Below are 17,235 nucleotides of genomic sequence, written 5' to 3'. Positions count from 1 at the left end.
CCGCCGGCCGCGTCGGCCCATCGGCTCGCGCACGTCTTCCTCGAGGACACCATGCTTCGTAAACCCCTGCTGCTCGCCGCCCGCTCCCGGACCGCACGGAACGTCGTCGAGCGCACTCCCGTGACCCGCGCGATGGTCGACCGCTTCGTGGCCGGTGCCGACCTGCAGAGCGCTCTTCCGACCGTGGCCGAGGTGACCACGGACCGGCACGTCACCCTGGACTTCCTGGGTGAGGACACCACCGACCGGGCCCAGGCCGCTGCGACCGTCAACGCCTACGAGGGGCTGCTCGCCGCGCTGGGCGAGGCCGGTCTGGCCCCGCGCGTGGAGGTCTCGGTCAAACTGTCGGCGGTCGGCCAGTTCCTCGACGGCGACGGCGAGCAGATCGCCCTGGACAACGCCCGGCGCATCGCCGAGGCAGCCAAGGCGGTGGGCACCACGGTGACCCTCGACATGGAGGACCACACCACGGTCGATTCCACGTTGGGGATCCTGCGTGAGCTGCGTGCGGACTTCCCGTTCGTGGGCGCGGTCCTGCAGGCCTATCTCCACCGGACCGAGGCCGACTGCCGCGATCTGAGCAACGCCGGTTCCCGGGTGCGCCTGTGCAAGGGCGCCTACGACGAACCGGCCTCGGTGGCCTACCGCGACAAGCACGAGGTCGACCGGGCCTACGTGCGGGCGCTGCGTGTCCTCATGGAGGGCGAGGGTTATCCCATGGTGGCCTCGCACGACCCCCGTATGGTCGCCATCGCCGGTGAACTGGCCGCCGCCGCGGGCCGCTCCGCAGACGACCACGAGTACCAGATGCTCTTCGGGATCCGGGAGAAGGAACAGACCCGCCTGGCCGCCGAGGGCCGGACGATGCGGGTGTACGTGCCTTACGGGACCGAGTGGTTCGGGTACTACATGCGGCGCCTGGCCGAGCGTCCCGCGAACATGCTCTTCCTGGCGCGCTCGCTGATCACGCGCAACTGAGACGCGCGCACCCTGGACGCGCCCCGGGTGCCGCCGGTCCCGGCCCGGTGCGCCGTTGTGCACGGACCGGTCTCCGACACGTGTCCCGATGGTGACCCGGGCCCAGGAACTCGGGAGAGGGCCCGTGCGTTAATTTGTGGGCACCAATCCACGCAGGAAAGGCCTGAAACGAACATGCGAATGCGCAGTTCCAACCCCGCCGTGAAGCGGGCGCTCGAGCAGCACGCCGGGCAGGCTCCGGGGGCCGGTTATCAGCAGGGTTACGGCCAGCCCGGTTACGGTCCGCCCTCTCCCCAGCAGGGCTACCCCCAGCAGGGCTACCCCCAGCAGGGGTACCCGGCCGCGCCCCCGCAGGCCGGTAGCGCTCCCATGACGATCGACGACGTGGTCGTTCGCACGGGCATGTCGCTGGGCGTCGTGATCCTGCTGGCTGTTGTGAACTACTTCACATTCACGGCCAGCCCCGGCCTGGCCGTGGGCCTGACGCTGGTCGGCGCACTGGGCGGTCTGGTCCTCGGTCTGGTCATCGCGTTCAAGAACATGACCAGCCCGGTCGCGATCCTGGCCTACTCCGCCCTCGAGGGTCTCGTGGTCGGTGGTCTCTCCGCGATCCTCGCGCATTCCCTGGCGCCCGGTGGCGACACCACGCTCATCACGCAGGCGGTCGTGGCGACCGTCGCGGTGTTCGCGGTGATGCTGGCCCTGTACAAGTTCCGGATCATCAAGGTCACCGACGGTTTCGTGAAGGCCGTCACCTACGCAGCACTGGCCGCCGGTGCGTTGATCCTGGTCAACTTCCTCGTCAGCTTCTTCATCCCCGGCGGCATCGGGCTGCGGGAGCCGAGCCTGCTGGGCCTGGGTATCGGCCTGGTGTTCGTGGTCATCGCGGCCCTGACACTGGCCATCGAGTTCCGCGGGATCGAGGAGGGCATCCAGGCGGGCGTGCCCAACCAGTTCGCCTGGCAGTTCGCCTTCGGCCTGACCGTCTCCCTCGTCTGGCTCTACATCGAGATCCTCCGCCTCCTGTGGATGATCAAGATGATGGTCGACGAGTAACCGGTGTGCGAGGGGCGTCCGCCCCGCACACGCCGAAGGGGCCACGCCCCGGGCACCGGCCCGGGGCGTGGCCCCTTCTCGTGCGGCTGTGCGGCCGGTGGCTCAGGCGCCCCGGGGCCGTGGGGCGGGAATGGACCTGTTGCGCCGCCTGCGGTCGTGCTCGGTGACGATGGCCTGTGCGTACCAGTGGGGCAGCTCGTACTCGTCCGCGAGCCAGTGGGCCCGGTCCGAGCGTTTGACCAGACCCGGGCCGCGGTCGAGTGCTGCGAACCACTCGTGGAGTCCGCGCCCGGTGACGGTCGGGATACGTTCGACGAGTTTGGCGTGGATCTCCGGCGAGTGGGTTCCCGGCATAGGCACCTCCGGCAGTGCGTAGAGATCATGCACGTACCTGCGACTTTGCCTCAGGATCACGGTTCGGACAAGAGCTGGTCACCAGCTTTTACCGCAACAAGGGGTGGAAGGTGTTGCTTCACCCCGGTATGTGCGGAAATGGCAGTGAGACGGCCCCGAGCCGCACGTCCGTGTGGGAAGGCCGGGATCAGTTGAGCCGCTCGAAGACCGCTGCCATGCCCTGGCCGCCGCCCACGCACATGGTCTCCAGACCGAACGTCTTGTCGTGGAACTGGAGACCGTTGAGCAGAGTACCGGTGATGCGGGCACCGGTGCTGCCGAACGGGTGTCCCACCGCGATGGCGCCGCCGTTGACGTTGAGCTTCGAGTCGATGTCCACACCGAGCTGGTCGGCGGAGGGCAGCACCTGCGCGGCGAAGGCCTCGTTGAGCTCGACCAGGTCGATGTCGTCGATGGACATGTTGGCGCGGGCCAGGGCCTGCTTGGAGGCCTCGACCGGGCCCAGGCCCATGATCTCCGGGCTCAGGCCGGTCACGCCGGTGGAGACGATGCGCGCCAGCGGGGTCAGACCGAGCTGCTTGGCCTTGGTGTCGCTCATGATGACCAGCGCGGAGGCGCCGTCGTTGAGCGGGCAGGCGTTGCCGGCGGTGATGGTGCCGTCGGGGCGGAACACCGGCTGCAACTGGGAGACCTTCTCGTAGGTCGTGCCGCGGCGGATGCCGTCGTCGGTGGAGGCCACGGAGCCGTCGGGCAGCGTGATCGGGGTGATCTCACGCTCCCAGAAACCGTTGTCCAGGGACTTCTCGGCGAGGTTCTGCGAACGGACGGCGAACTCGTCCTGGCGCTCGCGGGAGACCCCGGTGAGCTGGACGACGTTCTCCGCGGTCTGGCCCATCGCGATGTAGGCGTCGGGCAGCTTGCCGTCCTGGCGCGGGTCGGTCCAGGACTGGGCCCCGCCCTCGGCACGCTCGGCGGTACGGGCCTTGGCCTCGTCGAACGCCGGGTTCTCGTTCTGGGGGTTGTCGCTGCTGCCGTGGGCGAAGCGGCTCACGGTCTCCACACCCGCGGAGACGAACACGTCGCCCTCGCCCGCCTTGATGGCGTGGTAGGCCATACGGGTGGTCTGCAGCGACGAGGAGCAGTAGCGGGTGACGGTGGTGCCCGGAACGGAGTCCAGACCCAGCTGGACGGCGATGATACGGGCCATGTTGAAGCCCTGCTCACCACCGGGCAGACCGCACCCGAGCATGAGGTCGTCGATGTTCTCGGGGTCGAGCTCGGGGACCTTGGCCAGCGCGGCGCCGATCACCTGGGTGGTCAGGTCGTCGGGGCGCATGTCCTTGAGGGAACCCTTGAAGGCACGGCCGATCGGGGAACGCGCTGTGGCGACGATGACTGCTTCGGGCATGTTCTTCGTCCTCTGTGGTGGTGCCGTGGTGCGGGGCGGGGACGGCGCCTGTGCGGTGGTGCCCCCGGCCCCGGACATGACTTGTTACTCACCAGTTAATCGGTCCTGCTCCGTCCCGCGCCACCCGGGGTCCGACTGGGCGCGTCCTCGGCGGACGCGCTCCGGGACTGCGGCGGGGCGGTGGGCGCGCCCCGCCGGCCTCCTCGCAGGGGTGCTCCTTCCCGGGGTGTCGGCGGCGGACCGGCCCCGCCGGTGTCACCGTCGGTGAACGATCCGGTCACGTCATGGTCCGGTCGGCGGGCGCGGTCCGGGGAGCCGGAGGGCTCGGCCGTGTGCCTCCCGTTTGCCTGCTCACCGGTGGGACCGGTTCCGGGAACGCTCGTCTAGAGTTCTGAGGGGTGGGCCGGACCGGCCCGTGGCGGGTGCTCGTGCACCGGCCGGACGGCGGACCGATGACCCGGTCGCCACGACGCAACGACGCGAGGGAGCAGCCAAGTGCGGGTACACGACTCACTGATCGACATGGTGGGGAACACCCCGCTCGTCCGCCTGAAGAAGATCACCGAGGCCCTGGGGCCGAACGCACCGACGATCCTGGCCAAGATCGAGTACTTCAACCCCGGTGGTTCGGTCAAGGACCGGATCGCCCTGCGCATGGTCGAGGCGGCCGAGAAGAGCGGGGCCCTCAAGCCCGGAGGGACCATCGTGGAGCCCACATCGGGCAACACCGGGATCGGTCTGGCGATGATCGCCCAGGAGAAGGGCTACCGGTGCGTGTTCGTGTGCCCCGACAAGGTCGGTCCGGACAAGCTCTCGGTGCTGCGGGCCTACGGCGCCGAGGTCGTGGTCTGCCCGACGACGGTGGCCCCCGAGCACCCTGAGTCCTACTACTCGGTCTCGGACCGCCTGGCCTCGGAGATCCCCGGCGCCTGGAAGCCGAACCAGTACGAGAACATGAACAACCCCGAGTCGCACTACCACGACACCGGGCCGGAGATCTGGGAGCAGACCGACGGGCGCCTGACGCACTTCGTGGCGGGCATCGGTACCGGCGGCACCATCAGCGGAACCGGCCGCTACCTCAAGGAGGCCTCCGAGGGCCGCGTGAAGATCGTGGGCGCCGACCCCGAGGGTTCGGTCTACTCGGGCGGTTCGGGCCGTCCCTACCTGGTCGAGGGCGTCGGTGAGGACATCTGGCCCGGTACCTACGACACCTCGGTGTGCGACGACATCATCGCGGTCAGCGACAAGGAGTCCTTCCTCATGACCCGCCGCCTGGCCAAGGAGGAGGCGCTCCTGGTCGGCGGCTCCTGCGGTCTGGCCGTGGAAGCGGCGCTGAGGGTGGCCAAGGACGCCGACCCCGACGACGTGATCGTCGTGCTGCTGCCCGACGGCGGGCGCGGCTACCTCGGCAAGATCTTCAACGACGAGTGGATGGCCGACTACGGGTTCCTGTCCGCTCACACCGAGGAGTCCACCGCCGGGGACGTGCTGGTGGCCAAGAACGGCCAGATGCCCGACTTCGTGCACACCCATCCCGACGAGACGGTCGGCACCGCGGTGGCGATCATGCGCGAGTACGGCGTCTCCCAGCTGCCGGTGATGAAGGAGGAGCCCCCGGTCATGGCGGCCGAGGTCGTCGGTTCCATCGCCGAGCGCGACGTGCTCGACTCGCTCTTCGAGGGGCGTGCCCAACTCCCCGACCCGGTCGAGGGACACATGCACCGTCCGCTGCCCACGGTCGGCACGGGTGAGCCGGTCAGCGAGTGCGCGCGCCTGCTGCGCACCGCGGGCGCGCTCGTGGTGCTGCGCGACGGGAAGCCCTTGGGGATCCTGACCCGTCAGGATCTGCTCGCGCACATGTCCTCTTCCTGAGCCGGCCGGGCCGGGCCCCCGTCCGTGGACCTTTTTCCGGTCCGTGGGCGGGGGTTTTCCGTTCCGGGTGCTGTCCGCACAGGTGGTGAGGGGTGCGGCCCGGGGGCGAACGGGGCCGGGCCCCTGTTCCCGGCGAACTGGACAAAGCGCCGCATGTACGCACGACTGCTAATGTTCACGACAGTATTACTTGCGGGTAGCTCAAGGGGGTCGGCGTGCGAAGGCTGATGTCGTGGATCATTCGCACCCTCTGGTCGTACGCGCGGAGCACTGCCGAGGTCCGCTCGGACACCCGCGCCGCGCGCAGATTCGCACGCTTCGGACCGGGGTCGGCGATCGCCTTCCCCACCGCGACCCTGTACGGGGAGCCCTGGATCGAGATCGGCGCGCACACGGTCCTGGGCGGTGACATCACCCTGGCCGCCGGCATGGGCCCCGATTACGACCTGGGGCCCGGGACCGTGGTGCGCATCGGTTCGGGCTGTGCCATCGGCCGTGGCTCGCACGTGGTCGCCCACCGCTCCGTGGACATCGGCGACCACGTCTACACCGGGCCCTACGTCTACATCACCGACCAGAACCACTCCTACGCCAACACCGACGTCCCCGTCGGCCTGCAGTGGCCGGTCGACGACCCGGTCAGTATCGGGGCGGGGGCGTGGCTGGGCGCCAACTCGGTGATCCTGCCCGGGGTGCACCTGGGCCGCAACTGCGTCGTGGCCGCCGGAACCGTCGTGCGCCCGGGCACCTACGCCGACCACAGCGTCATCGCCGGTGTCCCCGGGAAGGTCGTGCGCACCTACGCCGACGAACTGGGCTGGGACCCGCCGCTCAAGGACTCCGGGACCCCCACCCGGGTGCCCACCCCCTCGTCGGGTCTGCCGCCCGAGGCGCCCGTCGACCCGCCCGGCCACGGTTCGGCGACCCGTTTCCCGCCCGCGTAGGAACCGCTCCCCGGCCCCGGTGGTGCCCCGGCGGGACCACGCACTGCTGCCGGTGCCCCCGGTGGTGGGCGGTGCTTCACCGGGGACCCGCCTCGTGCGGGTGTACGCATACCGGAACCGGCCTGGTGAAGGCGGGGCCCGAGTGGCCCGGGGCGGCTATGGTGGGCCCATGAAGTTCGACGGGTTTGAGACACTGGCCATCCACGCGGGCCAGGAACCGGAGGCGGGCACCGGGGCCGTGGTGGTGCCGATCTACCAGACCAGTACCTACGCCCAGGACGGCGTGGGCGGTCTGCGCCAGGGGTACGAGTACTCACGCACGGGCAACCCCACGCGCGCCGCGCTGGAGGAGTGCCTGGCCGCTCTGGAGCAGGGCACGCGCGGCCTGGCCTTCGCCTCCGGCATGGCCGCCGAGGACACCCTGATGCGTACCGTCCTCTCGCCCGGTGACCACGTGGTCATCCCCGGCGACGCCTACGGCGGCACCTTCCGACTGGTCTCCAAGGTCGTGGAGCGCTGGGGCGTGAGCTGGGACGCGGTCGACCAGTCCGACGCCGAGGCCGTACGCGCGGCGATGCGGCCCGAGACCAGGATGGTCCTGACCGAGACACCCACCAACCCGCTGCTCAACATCACCGACCTCGAGGCGGTCGCGCAGATCGCCCACGAGGGCGGCGCCCTGCACGTGGTGGACAACACCTTCGCCTCGCCCTACCTGCAGCAGCCGCTGACCTCGGGGGCGGACGTGGTCGTGCACTCGACCACCAAGTACGTGGGCGGGCACTCCGACGTGGTCGGGGGCGCGCTCGTGGTCGCCGACGCCGAGCTGGGCGAGCGCCTGGCCTTCCACCAGAACACCATGGGGGCGACCCCCGGGGCGTTCGACTCCTGGCTGACCCTGCGCGGGGCCAAGACCCTGGGCGTGCGCATGGACCGCCACAGCGCCAACGCCGAGAAGGTCGTGCAGGCCCTGGAGGGGCACCCGTCGGTGCGCAAGGTCTTCTACCCGGGTCTGGAGAGCCACCCGGGCCACAAGGTCGCCGAGCGGCAGATGCGCTCCTTCGGCGGCATGGTCTCCTTCGCCGTCCACGGTGGGGAGAAGGCCGCGCTGGAGCTGTGCGAACGCACGAAGGTCTTCATCCTGGGCGAGTCCCTGGGAGGGGTGGAGTCGCTGATCGAGCACCCCGGTCGCATGACCCACGCCTCCACCGCCGGTTCGGCCCTGGAGGTGCCGTCCGACCTGGTGCGGCTGTCGGTGGGGATCGAGTCCGCCGACGACCTGATCGCCGACCTGACGGGGGCCCTGGAGGGCTGAGGTGCCCGGCAACACCGGGAAGAGGGGTCCGGGGGCCGCGGAGTCACCGGACGAACAGACGGGGTCGTGCGCCGAGCGCACGGCCCCGACCCGTGTCCGGAGGTTTCGTGCGCGGAGGTCAGAACGCGGTGGGTGTGTGTTGCGTTCCGTGCTCGTCCGCGCCGTCGGAGGAGGGGCCGTAGTATCCCAGCCCCACGACCCTGCTGCCTGTGCGCGAGAGCCGGCTGTGCTCGTCCTCGTCGCGGAGGGCGCGGTAGCCGCTGAACCTGTCCTGGCGCTGGATGCCGAAGGAAACGGCCAGGAAGAACCCGGCGGACAGGACCATGAGCACCAGGCCGGTGACGGCGGTCAGTACGAAGATCATGTTGCTCCTCTCGGGTCGGGGCCTCATTCGGCCGGGGGCCACTTGGGCGGCGACGTGTGGGGGATGCGGGGCCGGGGGCGGTCGAGGACGCGACCGGGTCGGCGGCTCATCGGACTTCACCTCTCCTTTCTGCTCCTCGGCGCCTGGGTACGCGCGGTGGTGCTGCTCTAGGATGAATCGGTGGAACCGGTCGATGCGGTTCTGCGGTTGAGGTGCTTAACTTGTTGGTACAGGTTGTGTGAGTGGGTTCATACCCCAGGAGGAGTGTGATCATGCGGGCAGAGAGCAGATATCGACAGATCGCCCGCTCCTTGCGCCGCGACATCCAGGAGGGTCGGCTCGCACGCGGGGGCCGCCTGCCCTCCGAGAAACGGCTCGAGCTGGACTTCGACGCCTCCCGCAACACGGTCCGGCTCGCCCTGGGCATGTTGCGCAACCAGGGGCTCGTCGTGAGCCGGCCCGGCCGGGGGCACTTCGTGCAGGACATCGTCCCCGAGACCTTCCACGCCACCCGCACCACCGGGAGCCCCGACGGCCTCAACGAGTCCGGCTTGGAGGGCCAGGTCCTGGAAGAGCTCCAACTCCTCAGCGCCACCCCCGGTCTCGCCGGACGCCTGCGGGTGACCGAGGGCTCCATGATCGTCGTCCGCCGTATGCACCGGTCCGCAGGGGAGAGGTCGATGTCGGTGAGCTCGGCGTACTACCCCGCCGACCTGGCCGAGGACACCGCGCTCATGCTCCCCGAGAACGTCGGCAGCGCCTTGTCGGTCCTGAAGGAACACGGCCACTGCCAGACCGGCTACGTCGACGAGCTCACCACCCGCATGCCCGCCCCGCAGGAGAACACCCGGCTCGAACTCCCGCCCGGGGTCCCGGTACTGGAGGTCCACCGGACCGACTACTCAGAGGACCGCGCCATCCGTATGATCCACACCGTCTACGCGGGCCACAGCATCCGCTACCAGTTCGAACACGGCGACGTGACCGCTTACCACCGGGACTGAGGAAGAACTTGAGCACGTCGAGGAAGACCGAGGTCGCCGACCGTCTGCGCGAGGCCTTGAACCAGGGGCACTACGGTCCCGGGCAGCGCCTGCCCGGCGAGGACGAGGTCGCACGCGACCTCGGTGTCTCCAAAGCCACCGCACGCCTGGGCATGCGTATCCTCCAGGAGGAAGGACGGCTGCAGATCGTCGCCGGCCGGGGCGCCTTCGCCTCCGACCACCGGCCCGCCCTGCACTGGGCCACACCCGGTCCCGGGGGCACCGGCTCCGAGCGTTTCACCGACGGCTACCGCGAGCACGTGCACCGCGCCGGGTACGGACCGGTGGAGGAACAGATCAAGGTCGGCCTCGACACCCTGCGCCCCCGCATCGCCAAACGCCTCCACGGGACGGACGGCGGCGAGGCGGGCCCGGGAGGGCTCGTCGTCGTACGCTCCTCCCGCCGTTACGTCCAGGGCACCCTCTGGCAGACCCAGACCACGTGGTTGCCCTACGACATCGCCCGCAACACACCGCTCATGGCGCCCGACCGTATCGACCGCGGCATCGACGCGGTCCTGGCCGAACACGGCCATCACGAGAGCCGGCACTGGGACGTCGTCGGTGCCCGCATGCCCGACCCGGAGGAGGCACGCGACTACGACGTGGGTCCGGGTATCCCGCTCCTGGTGCAGGAACGTGTCAGCAACACCGAGGAACGGGCGGTGCGCTGGACCGAGACCGTCATGCCGGCCCACAGGCACCAGTTGGTCTACGCCGGGGAAGAGGCCGCCGAGGACCTGATCGACCGGGCCTCCCGCCTCAACGTCTTCGACGCCTGACCACACGCACACGCCCCTGGCGGCAGAGGGGTCCGGCCGCACACCGCGGGTGCCCGGCCCGACCCACCACGGGACGGCCCTTCAGCGGGCCGCGCGGAACCGGTCCAACAGCAGCGGTCCCAGCTCACCACCGTCGGCGCGCACCACACGCACACCCCGGCGCCGGGCCACCAGATCACCGAAGGCTCGCAGCCCGGGGTCCTCGGAGAGCAGGAAGAACGTCACCTCCGCTCCGTCGCGCAGGACCGTGTCCAACTCCCCGACCGTGGCCTCCACGGTGCGCGGAGCGGTCGGCCACGAGAACCGGGGATCACCGTCGGCCCCCGTGTGCGCGGTCGGTTCGCCGTCGGTGACCACCATGACGTGGCGGTGCAGGTCCGGATGGCGCTTGAGGTGGCCCCGCGCCAGCCGCAGGGCCTGGTGCAGGTTGGTCCCGGGCACCCGGCCCCATCCGTGGGCGACCAGCGACCCCGGGGTCATCTCCCGGGCCACCTCACCGAACCCCACCAGTTGGAGCCGGTCCTCGGGGTAGTGGGAGCCGACCAGGGAGTGCAGCGCCAACGCGGTCCGGGTCGCGGTCTCGTGCAGCTCACGCGCGACCATCGAGTGCGACAGGTCAACCAGGAGCGAGACCGCCGAGGAGGCCGTGGGTTCGGTACCCGCCGCCCGTACGTCCTCCGGACGCAGGGCCTCCCCCCGGCCGTGGCCCTCGGCCCGGCGAAGGGTCGCCGCGCGCACGGTGGCCACCGCGTCCACGACGCTGCCGGGAGCAGCCGCACGGGTCGTGCCGTCCGGTTCGCCGTCCCGGTCTCCGCCGCCCCGGTGTGAACCGGGCCCGCGGCCGCGCCGTGCGCGTTCGACGTCGCGCAGGGCGACATCGGCCAAGCGCCGCAGTTCACGCGGGGACAGGGCGTGGTCGGCGGCGTCCAGCCGGTCGGCCGCCGCACGTCCGAGGGGCCCGAGGATCCGGGCGAGCAGGCGCGGATCGATGTCGGTGACGGCGACCCGGTCGCCGTCGCCGTAACGCACCAAGGCCTTCTCCACGGCGGCCAGCGCCGTCCGGTCGGCCCCGTCCTCCACCTCGGCGGCCTCCACGAGAGCGAGCAGCTCCCGGGAGGCGGCCACGGCTTCGTCCGGGGGAGGGTCGGGCTCGGCCAACGGGTCGGGGCCGCCCAGGTACTCCCGGTAGCGGAACCTCACACGCACCGCCTCTGTGCTCGGGGGGTCGTCCGTCACTGTGATCCCCTCCCGGCACTGGGGCGAACCGTCCGCGCCACCCCTTTTGTGTACGGGAACGGGTTTCCCGGCGCCGAAAGGGGGGTGGGGCGGACGGGCAGAGCGCGAGGCGTGTCCGGGACCGGCCGTACGGACCGGCCCTTCGGCGCGTACGTCCCGGGCCGCGTCGTCAGAACCGGTACGTGCCGCCCTCCGGGCGGGTGTCCTTCGACAGGCGCCGCTCCAGGTACAGCCCCTCCAGGGCCAGCTCCACGACGGCGGCGGCCAGACCGGGACCGGGCGGGCCGTCCTCGGCCTCGGGCGCGGCCGCTTCGATCATCGCCGCGAGCCCCGGGACCGCGCCCACCTCCTCCAGAAGGGCGGAGGCCCCCACGAGGTCGCCCGACTCCACCGTGGCGCCCCCGGCGAAACGCTCGGTCAGCGGGCTCAGGTCGAGGTGGCCCAGACGTGCCCGATAGACCTCGGAGACGGCCCGGCGCAGCAGCGCGTGCAGCAGCTCGGTGCCTTCCTCCTCCGCTCCGAGCTCGAACTCGACCTTGCCCAGGACCGGCTCGACCACGGACGGCAGGTCGGCGACCCGGGCCACCGGCGCCTCTTCCCCGGACACGGCCGCGCGCCGCAGGGCGGAGGCGGCCGCGGTCTCGGCGGCGGCGACGGAGAAACGGACCGAGACCCCCGAACGCGGGTCGACCTTCTTGTGCCGGCGCACCAGGCGGGTGAAGCGGGCGACGGCCTCCAACAGGTGGGCGGGCACGACCGTGCCGTCGGACAGGTCGGCCTCCTGGCGGATCAGGGCGATCTCGTCGGCGTCGTCGACGGGGTAATGGGTGCGTACCTGGGAACCGAAACGGTCCTTGAGCGGGGTGACGATCCGGCCCCGGCTCGTGTAGTCCTCCGGGTTGGCGCTGGCCACCAGCAGCAGGTCCAGGGGCAGGCGCAGGTCGTACCCGCGCACCTGGACACCGCGCTCCTCCAGCACGTCGAAGAGCGCCACCTGCACCCGCGGTGCCAGGTCGGGCAGTTCGTTGAGGCAGAACACCCCGCGGTTGGCGCGGGGCACCAGACCGTGGTGCAGAGTCTCGGGGTCCCCCAGGGAACGCCCCTCGGCCAGTCGGACCGGGTCCACGTCGCCGACGAGTTCGCCGACGCCGGTGTCCGGGGTGGCGAGCTTCTCGCTGAAGCGGCGGGAGCGGTGCAGCCAGTCCACCGGCAGGTCCTCCCCCTCCGACCCGGTCCGGCGGAGGCAGGCCGGGCACACCGGTGCGTAGGGGTGGTCGTTGACCGGGCAGCCCCGGACGACCGGGGTCCACTCGTCCAGCAGCCCCGTCAGGGAGCGCAGGAGCCGGCTCTTGCCCTGGCCGCGCTCGCCCAACAGAACCACGTCGTGGCCGGCCAGCAGCGCCCGCTCCAGTGCGGGCAGGACGGTGTCGTCGAACCCGTGCACCCCGGGAAAGCGCGGGGTGCCCTCAGCCATGTGCCGAACCAGGTTCTCGCGTACTTCCGCGGCCACCGGGCGTCTGACGTGTCCGGTGGCGCGCAGCTCCGCGAGGGTGCACGGGCGTTCGTGTGGTGGGGGAGCCGGGGAGCCGTACGATGAGGGCCCGTCCGTGGGAGGCGAAACGTCACTCACATCTCGAACCTATCCGCCTGTGCGGGCGGATCGGTCGACGAAGGGATGTCGCTGACGCGGCAGGGTGGGAGAATGGGTGAGGACGTGGACTCTGTGTCCGGCCGAGGGGCCGGTAGGAGACGGGGGTGTCAGCAGGTGGCTCGGTTCGGCGATGCACTGACGACGGGGGCCGACCTCGTGAACGCGGCCGAACGCGCCGTCACGGGCGCTCTTGAACAGGTCGGGGCCCCCGTGGACCTGGTCTGTTTCTTCGTCTCCGGTTCCGACCCCGAGGAGGTCACCCTCGCCGGCAAGCGGGTCATGGAGCTGGTCGGCGATGCCACGACCCTGGGCTGCTCGGCCACGGGTGTCATCGGCGGCGGCCGGGGTGTCGAGGGCCAGGGCGCGGTCAGCGTCTGGTGCGCGAGCCTGCCTGACGTGGGGCTGACCCCGTTCCGCCTGGACACCGTCGTGGAGGGCGATCACCTGGCCGTGGTCGGCATGCGTGAACCCGACCCCACCGACCGGGTGGCGATCATGCTCGCCAACCCCTACGAGTTCCCCACCCAGGCGTTCGTGCGCGAGACCACCGAGGCCCTCGACGGCCTCCCGCTCGTGGGCGGGATGGCCGACGGGATGCGCGGGGAGGAGTCGGTGCGCCTGTTCTGCGACGGCGAGGTCGCCGAGAACGGTGCGATCGGCGTGCTGCTCGGCGGCGAGGGTGTCCTGGGGACCGTGGTCAGCCAGGGATGCCGCCCCATCGGCCAGAACATGACCGTCACCAAGGCCGAGGGGAACGTACTGCTGGAACTGGCCGGCAGCAGCGCCTACGGCAAGCTCGAGGAGCTGGTGGACTCGCTGTCGGAGGAGGACCGCCTCCTGGCGGCGCGGGGCCTGCACATCGGTGTGGCGATGGACGAGTACGCCGACCAGCACGACCAGGGCGACTTCCTGGTACGCACCCTGGCCGGGGCCGAACCGGACACGGGCGCGCTCACCATCGGCGACATGGTCGAGGTCGGCCAGACGGTGCGTTTCCAGGTGCGCGACGCCGGTACCGCCGACGAGGACTTCGCCGAGCGCCTGGCCGAGTTCGGCGCACGCCACCGGGTGGGGGCGGGTCTGTTGTTCTCCTGCAACGGACGGGGCGAGGCGATGTTCCCGCACCCCGACCACGATCCGCTCGCCGTGCGCCGGGCCCTGGGCGACGGCGCGGTCGCGGGGTTCTTCGCGGCGGGGGAGATCGGCCCGGTCGGCGGGGTGAACCACGTGCACACCTTCACTGCCTGTTTGCTGGCCTTCGCCCCCTGAGGCACGCTCCGTCCCCGGAGCCGGGGCTCTACCCCGTCATCGACAACACCCCGGGTCCCGTTCCTCGAGTGGGCCTTCGCCGGAATGCTTGGTCAGCTTCCCGGCTCTGAGGGGTCGTCTCAGACCGGGGCTGATGTTGCAGGGCATGGGGTGGGGCTGCAGTCCTCAGGAGTGAGGAGTAAGGCATGTCCCGTCCCGAGCCGTGGGAAGCCGGCGATGAGTTGTGGGGTCTGATCGAGCCGCTGATTCCACAGCCACCTCGCCCCTACGGGGATCCCGGGCGTTTTCGCGAACGGGACCGCCGAGGTACCGGAGTGTCCCGACACGCAACACCGGCCCCATGAACCCCGGACATGACGGCGGGGCGCGGCCCGATTCCTCTCGGGCCGCGCCCCGCCGTCGCGTCGGTGTGATCAGACGCCGGTGTAGGGAACCGCGTCTATGATCTCGACCCCCAGGGTCTTGCCGTTCGGCAGCGGGTAGCTGACCTCTTCGCCGACGCGCTTGCCGTTGATGGCCGCGCCCAGTGGGGACTTGGGCGAGTACACGTCGATCGGAGCGCCGCTCTCCTCCCGGGAAGCGAGCAGGAAGGTGATCTCCTCGTCGTCACCGGCGAACTTGACCGTGATGGTCATGCCGGGGCCGACCACACCTTCGGTACGCGGTGCCTCGCCGACCTTCGCGGTGCGCAGGAGCTCGGTGAGCTGGAGGATGCGGGCCTCCATCTTGCCCTGCTCCTCCTTGGCGGCGTGGTACCCGCCGTTCTCCTTGAGGTCGCCCTCCTCACGGGCGGCCTCGATCTTCTCCGCGATCTCGACGCGCCCACTACCCGTCAGGTGGTCCAGTTCGGACTGGAGCCGGTCATGCGCCTCCTGGGTGAGCCAGGTGACGTTGTCATCGCGGGTCTGGGTCACTGGAACTCCTTGTGTACTCGTAGCAAAGGCCACCAGGCGGCCAGAGCTGAACTGGCGAGAATATCACCGAGCGCCCTCGCGCACGGCATCCCGCGTGTTCACCCACGACGCCGGTGCAGGCCCAGGGGGGAACGGCTCGTCCGTGGTGGATCAGTCTTGCGAACCTTGTTCCCTGCACGAGGCGATCTCTACCGTGGAAGCCTGTCGAATCGTGTCAACGCTCGTGGTGGACATTCGGTTCCCCGCTTCCACCGACAGCCGTTCCTGGCCGACCTCGACGTGCCGGTCGTCCAGCGCCGTGATGAGGCACTCCGCCCCGTCCTTGCTGTTGACCTCGAAAGTGATGCTCACTTCTTCGGCGGAGTCGGTGTTGTAGGACACCACCTGGTGGTAGACACTTCCGCTCAGGCCCGAGTAGTTCATCACCGAGAACCCCCAGCCGATGCTGCACGCGACCGCGAAGACGGTGCCGAGGATGAAGAAGAGGGGCCCGTTGCCGTGGCGCTTGCGCAGCACACGGTCGGGGTCGGCCGGGGTCGCGGCCGGGGATTCGGCACTGTTCACGGCGTCTTCTTCCGGGGTCGGCTGCATCGGGAATCTCCGTACGAGGGGACGGTGTTGTCTAAGATATCCCCGACCTGACAGCCCCCCTACGCGCCCCGGGCGTGAGTCGTCCAAGCCGAGCTGCGCAGGGTAGCCGGGGACCGGCGTCCGGCGTCGTCGTTCACAGAGTCAAGGAGACCTCCGTTGTCCGAGTCGTTGCGGCTGATGGCCGTTCATGCCCATCCTGATGACGAGTCCAGCAAGGGTGCGGCCACCATGGCCCGCTACATCGACGAGGGCGTCGAAGTGCTGGTCGTCACCATGACCGGTGGTGAACGCGGTGACATCCTCAACCCTGCGATGGAACGCCCCGAGATCCGGGAGAACATCGCCGAGGTCCGCCGGGCGGAGATGGACCGCGCCCGGGAGATCCTGGGGGTCCACCAGGAGTTCGCCGGGTTCGTCGACTCCGGTCTGCCCGAGGGCGATCCCCTGCCCCCGCTGCCCGAGGGCTGCTTCGCGACCCTGCCCGTGGAGGAGGGCGCCGCGCCCCTGGTGGAATCGATCCGCCGCTTCCGCCCGCACGTGGTCCTGACCTACGACGAGAACGGCGGGTACCCGCACCCGGACCACATCATGACCCACAAGGTGTCGATGCACGCCTTCGACACCGCGGGCGACCCGGATGCCTACCCCGACCGGGGCGAGCCCTGGCAGCCCCTGAAGCTGTACTACTTCGTGTCCTTCCCGCCCGAGCGGTTCGAGGCGCTGGCCGATGCGCTGGCCGAGCGGGGACTCGACAACCCCTTCGAGGACTGGATGAAGCGCATCCGCGAGCGCGAACGCCCCCGTTGGGAGATCACCACGCGCGTGCACTGCAGCGAGTACCTGGAGACCGCGCACGCGGCGCTGCGCGCACACGCCACCCAGGTCGACCCGAACGGGTTCTGGTTCGCGGTGCCCAACGAGATCATCTCCGAGGCCTGGCCCACGGAGGACTACCACCTGGTGCGCTCGACCGTGGACACCGAGGTCCCTGAGAAGGACCTGTTCGCAGGTGTGCGAGAAGCAGTGAGAGAATGAACGGTATGCAGAGCTCTCCCATGGCAGCGACGGCGCTGGCCGACACGACCGAGCTGAACACCGACCTGGTGACCCCGGGCGTCCTCGGTTTCCTGGTCATCTTCGTGATCGGTCTCGCGCTGTACTTCCTCATGCGCAACATGACGGGAAAACTCTCCCGTGTGCGCGGCGAGCAGGAGGAAGACCTGGCTGCCCGCCGTGAGGAGAAGGCCGGGACGGCCGTGCCGGTCGACGGCGCTGCCGAGCGCGCCTCCGCCTCCGACGACCCCGGCCCCGAGGCCGGCGCCGCCGTGGCCGCCGAGACCGGACAGGAGGCCGGGAACGGCGGGACCGCAGAGACCCGCACCGGCGAGGACGGCGGGGCCGCCGGGCGCTGAGCCCACCGTCCTGCACGCGGACGGGACGCCCCTCCCACGGGTG

Annotated in this window: 17 protein-coding genes; 10 read left to right on the top strand and 7 right to left on the bottom strand. The window is 70.5% G+C overall.

What is annotated here, in order from left to right:
- The first annotated feature begins 51 nt into the window (after nucleotides 1-51).
- Nucleotides 52-978 carry a proline dehydrogenase family protein gene (locus D456_RS0113480; RefSeq protein ID WP_017576711.1) on the top strand — a complete coding sequence of 309 codons (927 nt, stop codon included), beginning with the start codon at nucleotides 52-54 and terminating at the stop codon, nucleotides 976-978.
- 174 nt (nucleotides 979-1,152) lie between these two features.
- Nucleotides 1,153-2,034, top strand: coding sequence for a Bax inhibitor-1/YccA family protein (locus D456_RS0113475; RefSeq protein WP_026115842.1), 882 nt, complete (start codon nucleotides 1,153-1,155; stop codon nucleotides 2,032-2,034).
- Between the two features lie 102 nt (nucleotides 2,035-2,136).
- Here D456_RS0113475 and D456_RS0113470 read toward each other — a convergent pair whose 3' ends face one another.
- Nucleotides 2,137-2,388 (bottom strand): DUF4287 domain-containing protein, encoded by a 252-nt coding sequence (locus tag D456_RS0113470; protein ID WP_017576709.1) that lies wholly within the window; start codon nucleotides 2,386-2,388, stop codon nucleotides 2,137-2,139.
- A 187-nt stretch (nucleotides 2,389-2,575) separates the two neighbouring features.
- Complete coding sequence (locus tag D456_RS0113465; protein ID WP_017576708.1) at nucleotides 2,576-3,796, bottom strand: acetyl-CoA C-acetyltransferase; 1,221 nt, start codon at nucleotides 3,794-3,796, stop codon at nucleotides 2,576-2,578.
- Between the two features lie 495 nt (nucleotides 3,797-4,291).
- On the opposite strand from D456_RS0113465, the gene D456_RS0113460 reads away from it, so the two are divergent.
- The 3 genes from D456_RS0113460 to D456_RS0113450 all read left to right on the top strand — a co-directional run bounded on the left by D456_RS0113460 (nucleotide 4,292) and on the right by D456_RS0113450 (nucleotide 7,930).
- Nucleotides 4,292-5,671, top strand: coding sequence for a cystathionine beta-synthase (locus D456_RS0113460; protein WP_017576707.1), 1,380 nt, complete (start codon nucleotides 4,292-4,294; stop codon nucleotides 5,669-5,671).
- A 227-nt stretch (nucleotides 5,672-5,898) separates the two neighbouring features.
- Entirely contained in the window at nucleotides 5,899-6,615 is a 717-nt protein-coding gene (locus tag D456_RS0113455) for an acyltransferase (protein ID WP_017576706.1), read from the top strand.
- 169 nt (nucleotides 6,616-6,784) lie between these two features.
- A complete protein-coding gene (locus D456_RS0113450) occupies nucleotides 6,785-7,930 on the top strand; it encodes a cystathionine gamma-synthase (protein ID WP_017576705.1) in 1,146 nt (381 codons plus the stop codon).
- 118 nt (nucleotides 7,931-8,048) lie between these two features.
- Here the strand turns inward: D456_RS0113450 and D456_RS0113445 are convergent, their stop codons facing one another.
- Nucleotides 8,049-8,294 (bottom strand): hypothetical protein, encoded by a 246-nt coding sequence (locus D456_RS0113445; RefSeq protein WP_017576704.1) that lies wholly within the window; start codon nucleotides 8,292-8,294, stop codon nucleotides 8,049-8,051.
- Nucleotides 8,295-8,566: 272 nt separating this feature from the next.
- Between D456_RS0113445 and D456_RS0113440 the strand changes: the two genes are divergently transcribed.
- Nucleotides 8,567-9,298, top strand: coding sequence for a GntR family transcriptional regulator (locus tag D456_RS0113440; RefSeq protein WP_026115840.1), 732 nt, complete (start codon nucleotides 8,567-8,569; stop codon nucleotides 9,296-9,298).
- Nucleotides 9,299-9,306: 8 nt separating this feature from the next.
- Nucleotides 9,307-10,119, top strand: a complete 813-nt coding sequence (locus D456_RS0113435; protein ID WP_017576702.1) for a GntR family transcriptional regulator — start codon at nucleotides 9,307-9,309, stop codon at nucleotides 10,117-10,119.
- 81 nt (nucleotides 10,120-10,200) lie between these two features.
- Here D456_RS0113435 and D456_RS0113430 read toward each other — a convergent pair whose 3' ends face one another.
- Nucleotides 10,201-11,355, bottom strand: coding sequence for a VWA domain-containing protein (locus tag D456_RS0113430; RefSeq protein WP_017576701.1), 1,155 nt, complete (start codon nucleotides 11,353-11,355; stop codon nucleotides 10,201-10,203).
- Nucleotides 11,356-11,524: 169 nt separating this feature from the next.
- Complete coding sequence (locus D456_RS0113425; protein WP_193373836.1) at nucleotides 11,525-12,985, bottom strand: sigma 54-interacting transcriptional regulator; 1,461 nt, start codon at nucleotides 12,983-12,985, stop codon at nucleotides 11,525-11,527.
- Nucleotides 12,986-13,120: 135 nt separating this feature from the next.
- Between D456_RS0113425 and D456_RS0113420 the strand changes: the two genes are divergently transcribed.
- Nucleotides 13,121-14,275 (top strand): FIST signal transduction protein, encoded by a 1,155-nt coding sequence (locus D456_RS0113420; RefSeq protein WP_017576699.1) that lies wholly within the window; start codon nucleotides 13,121-13,123, stop codon nucleotides 14,273-14,275.
- Nucleotides 14,276-14,688: 413 nt separating this feature from the next.
- Here D456_RS0113420 and greA read toward each other — a convergent pair whose 3' ends face one another.
- Nucleotides 14,689-15,189, bottom strand: coding sequence for a transcription elongation factor GreA (gene greA / locus D456_RS0113415; RefSeq protein WP_017576698.1), 501 nt, complete (start codon nucleotides 15,187-15,189; stop codon nucleotides 14,689-14,691).
- A gap of 150 nt (nucleotides 15,190-15,339) precedes the next feature.
- Nucleotides 15,340-15,780 (bottom strand): DUF4307 domain-containing protein, encoded by a 441-nt coding sequence (locus D456_RS0113410; protein WP_017576697.1) that lies wholly within the window; start codon nucleotides 15,778-15,780, stop codon nucleotides 15,340-15,342.
- A 156-nt stretch (nucleotides 15,781-15,936) separates the two neighbouring features.
- Between D456_RS0113410 and mca the strand changes: the two genes are divergently transcribed.
- Nucleotides 15,937-16,815 carry a mycothiol conjugate amidase Mca gene (gene mca, locus D456_RS0113405; RefSeq protein ID WP_017576696.1) on the top strand — a complete coding sequence of 293 codons (879 nt, stop codon included), beginning with the start codon at nucleotides 15,937-15,939 and terminating at the stop codon, nucleotides 16,813-16,815.
- 5 nt (nucleotides 16,816-16,820) lie between these two features.
- Nucleotides 16,821-17,192, top strand: a complete 372-nt coding sequence (locus D456_RS0113400) for a hypothetical protein (RefSeq protein ID WP_230480150.1) — start codon at nucleotides 16,821-16,823, stop codon at nucleotides 17,190-17,192.
- The last annotated feature ends 43 nt before the right edge of the window (nucleotides 17,193-17,235 follow it).

Origin of the sequence: Nocardiopsis kunsanensis DSM 44524 (genome assembly GCF_000340965.1) — a bacterium.
Taxonomy (GTDB): Bacteria; Actinomycetota; Actinomycetes; order Streptosporangiales; family Streptosporangiaceae; genus Nocardiopsis; species Nocardiopsis kunsanensis.
Note: the sequence above shows the minus strand (reverse complement) of the source record. Positions and strands in the feature narration are given on the sequence as shown.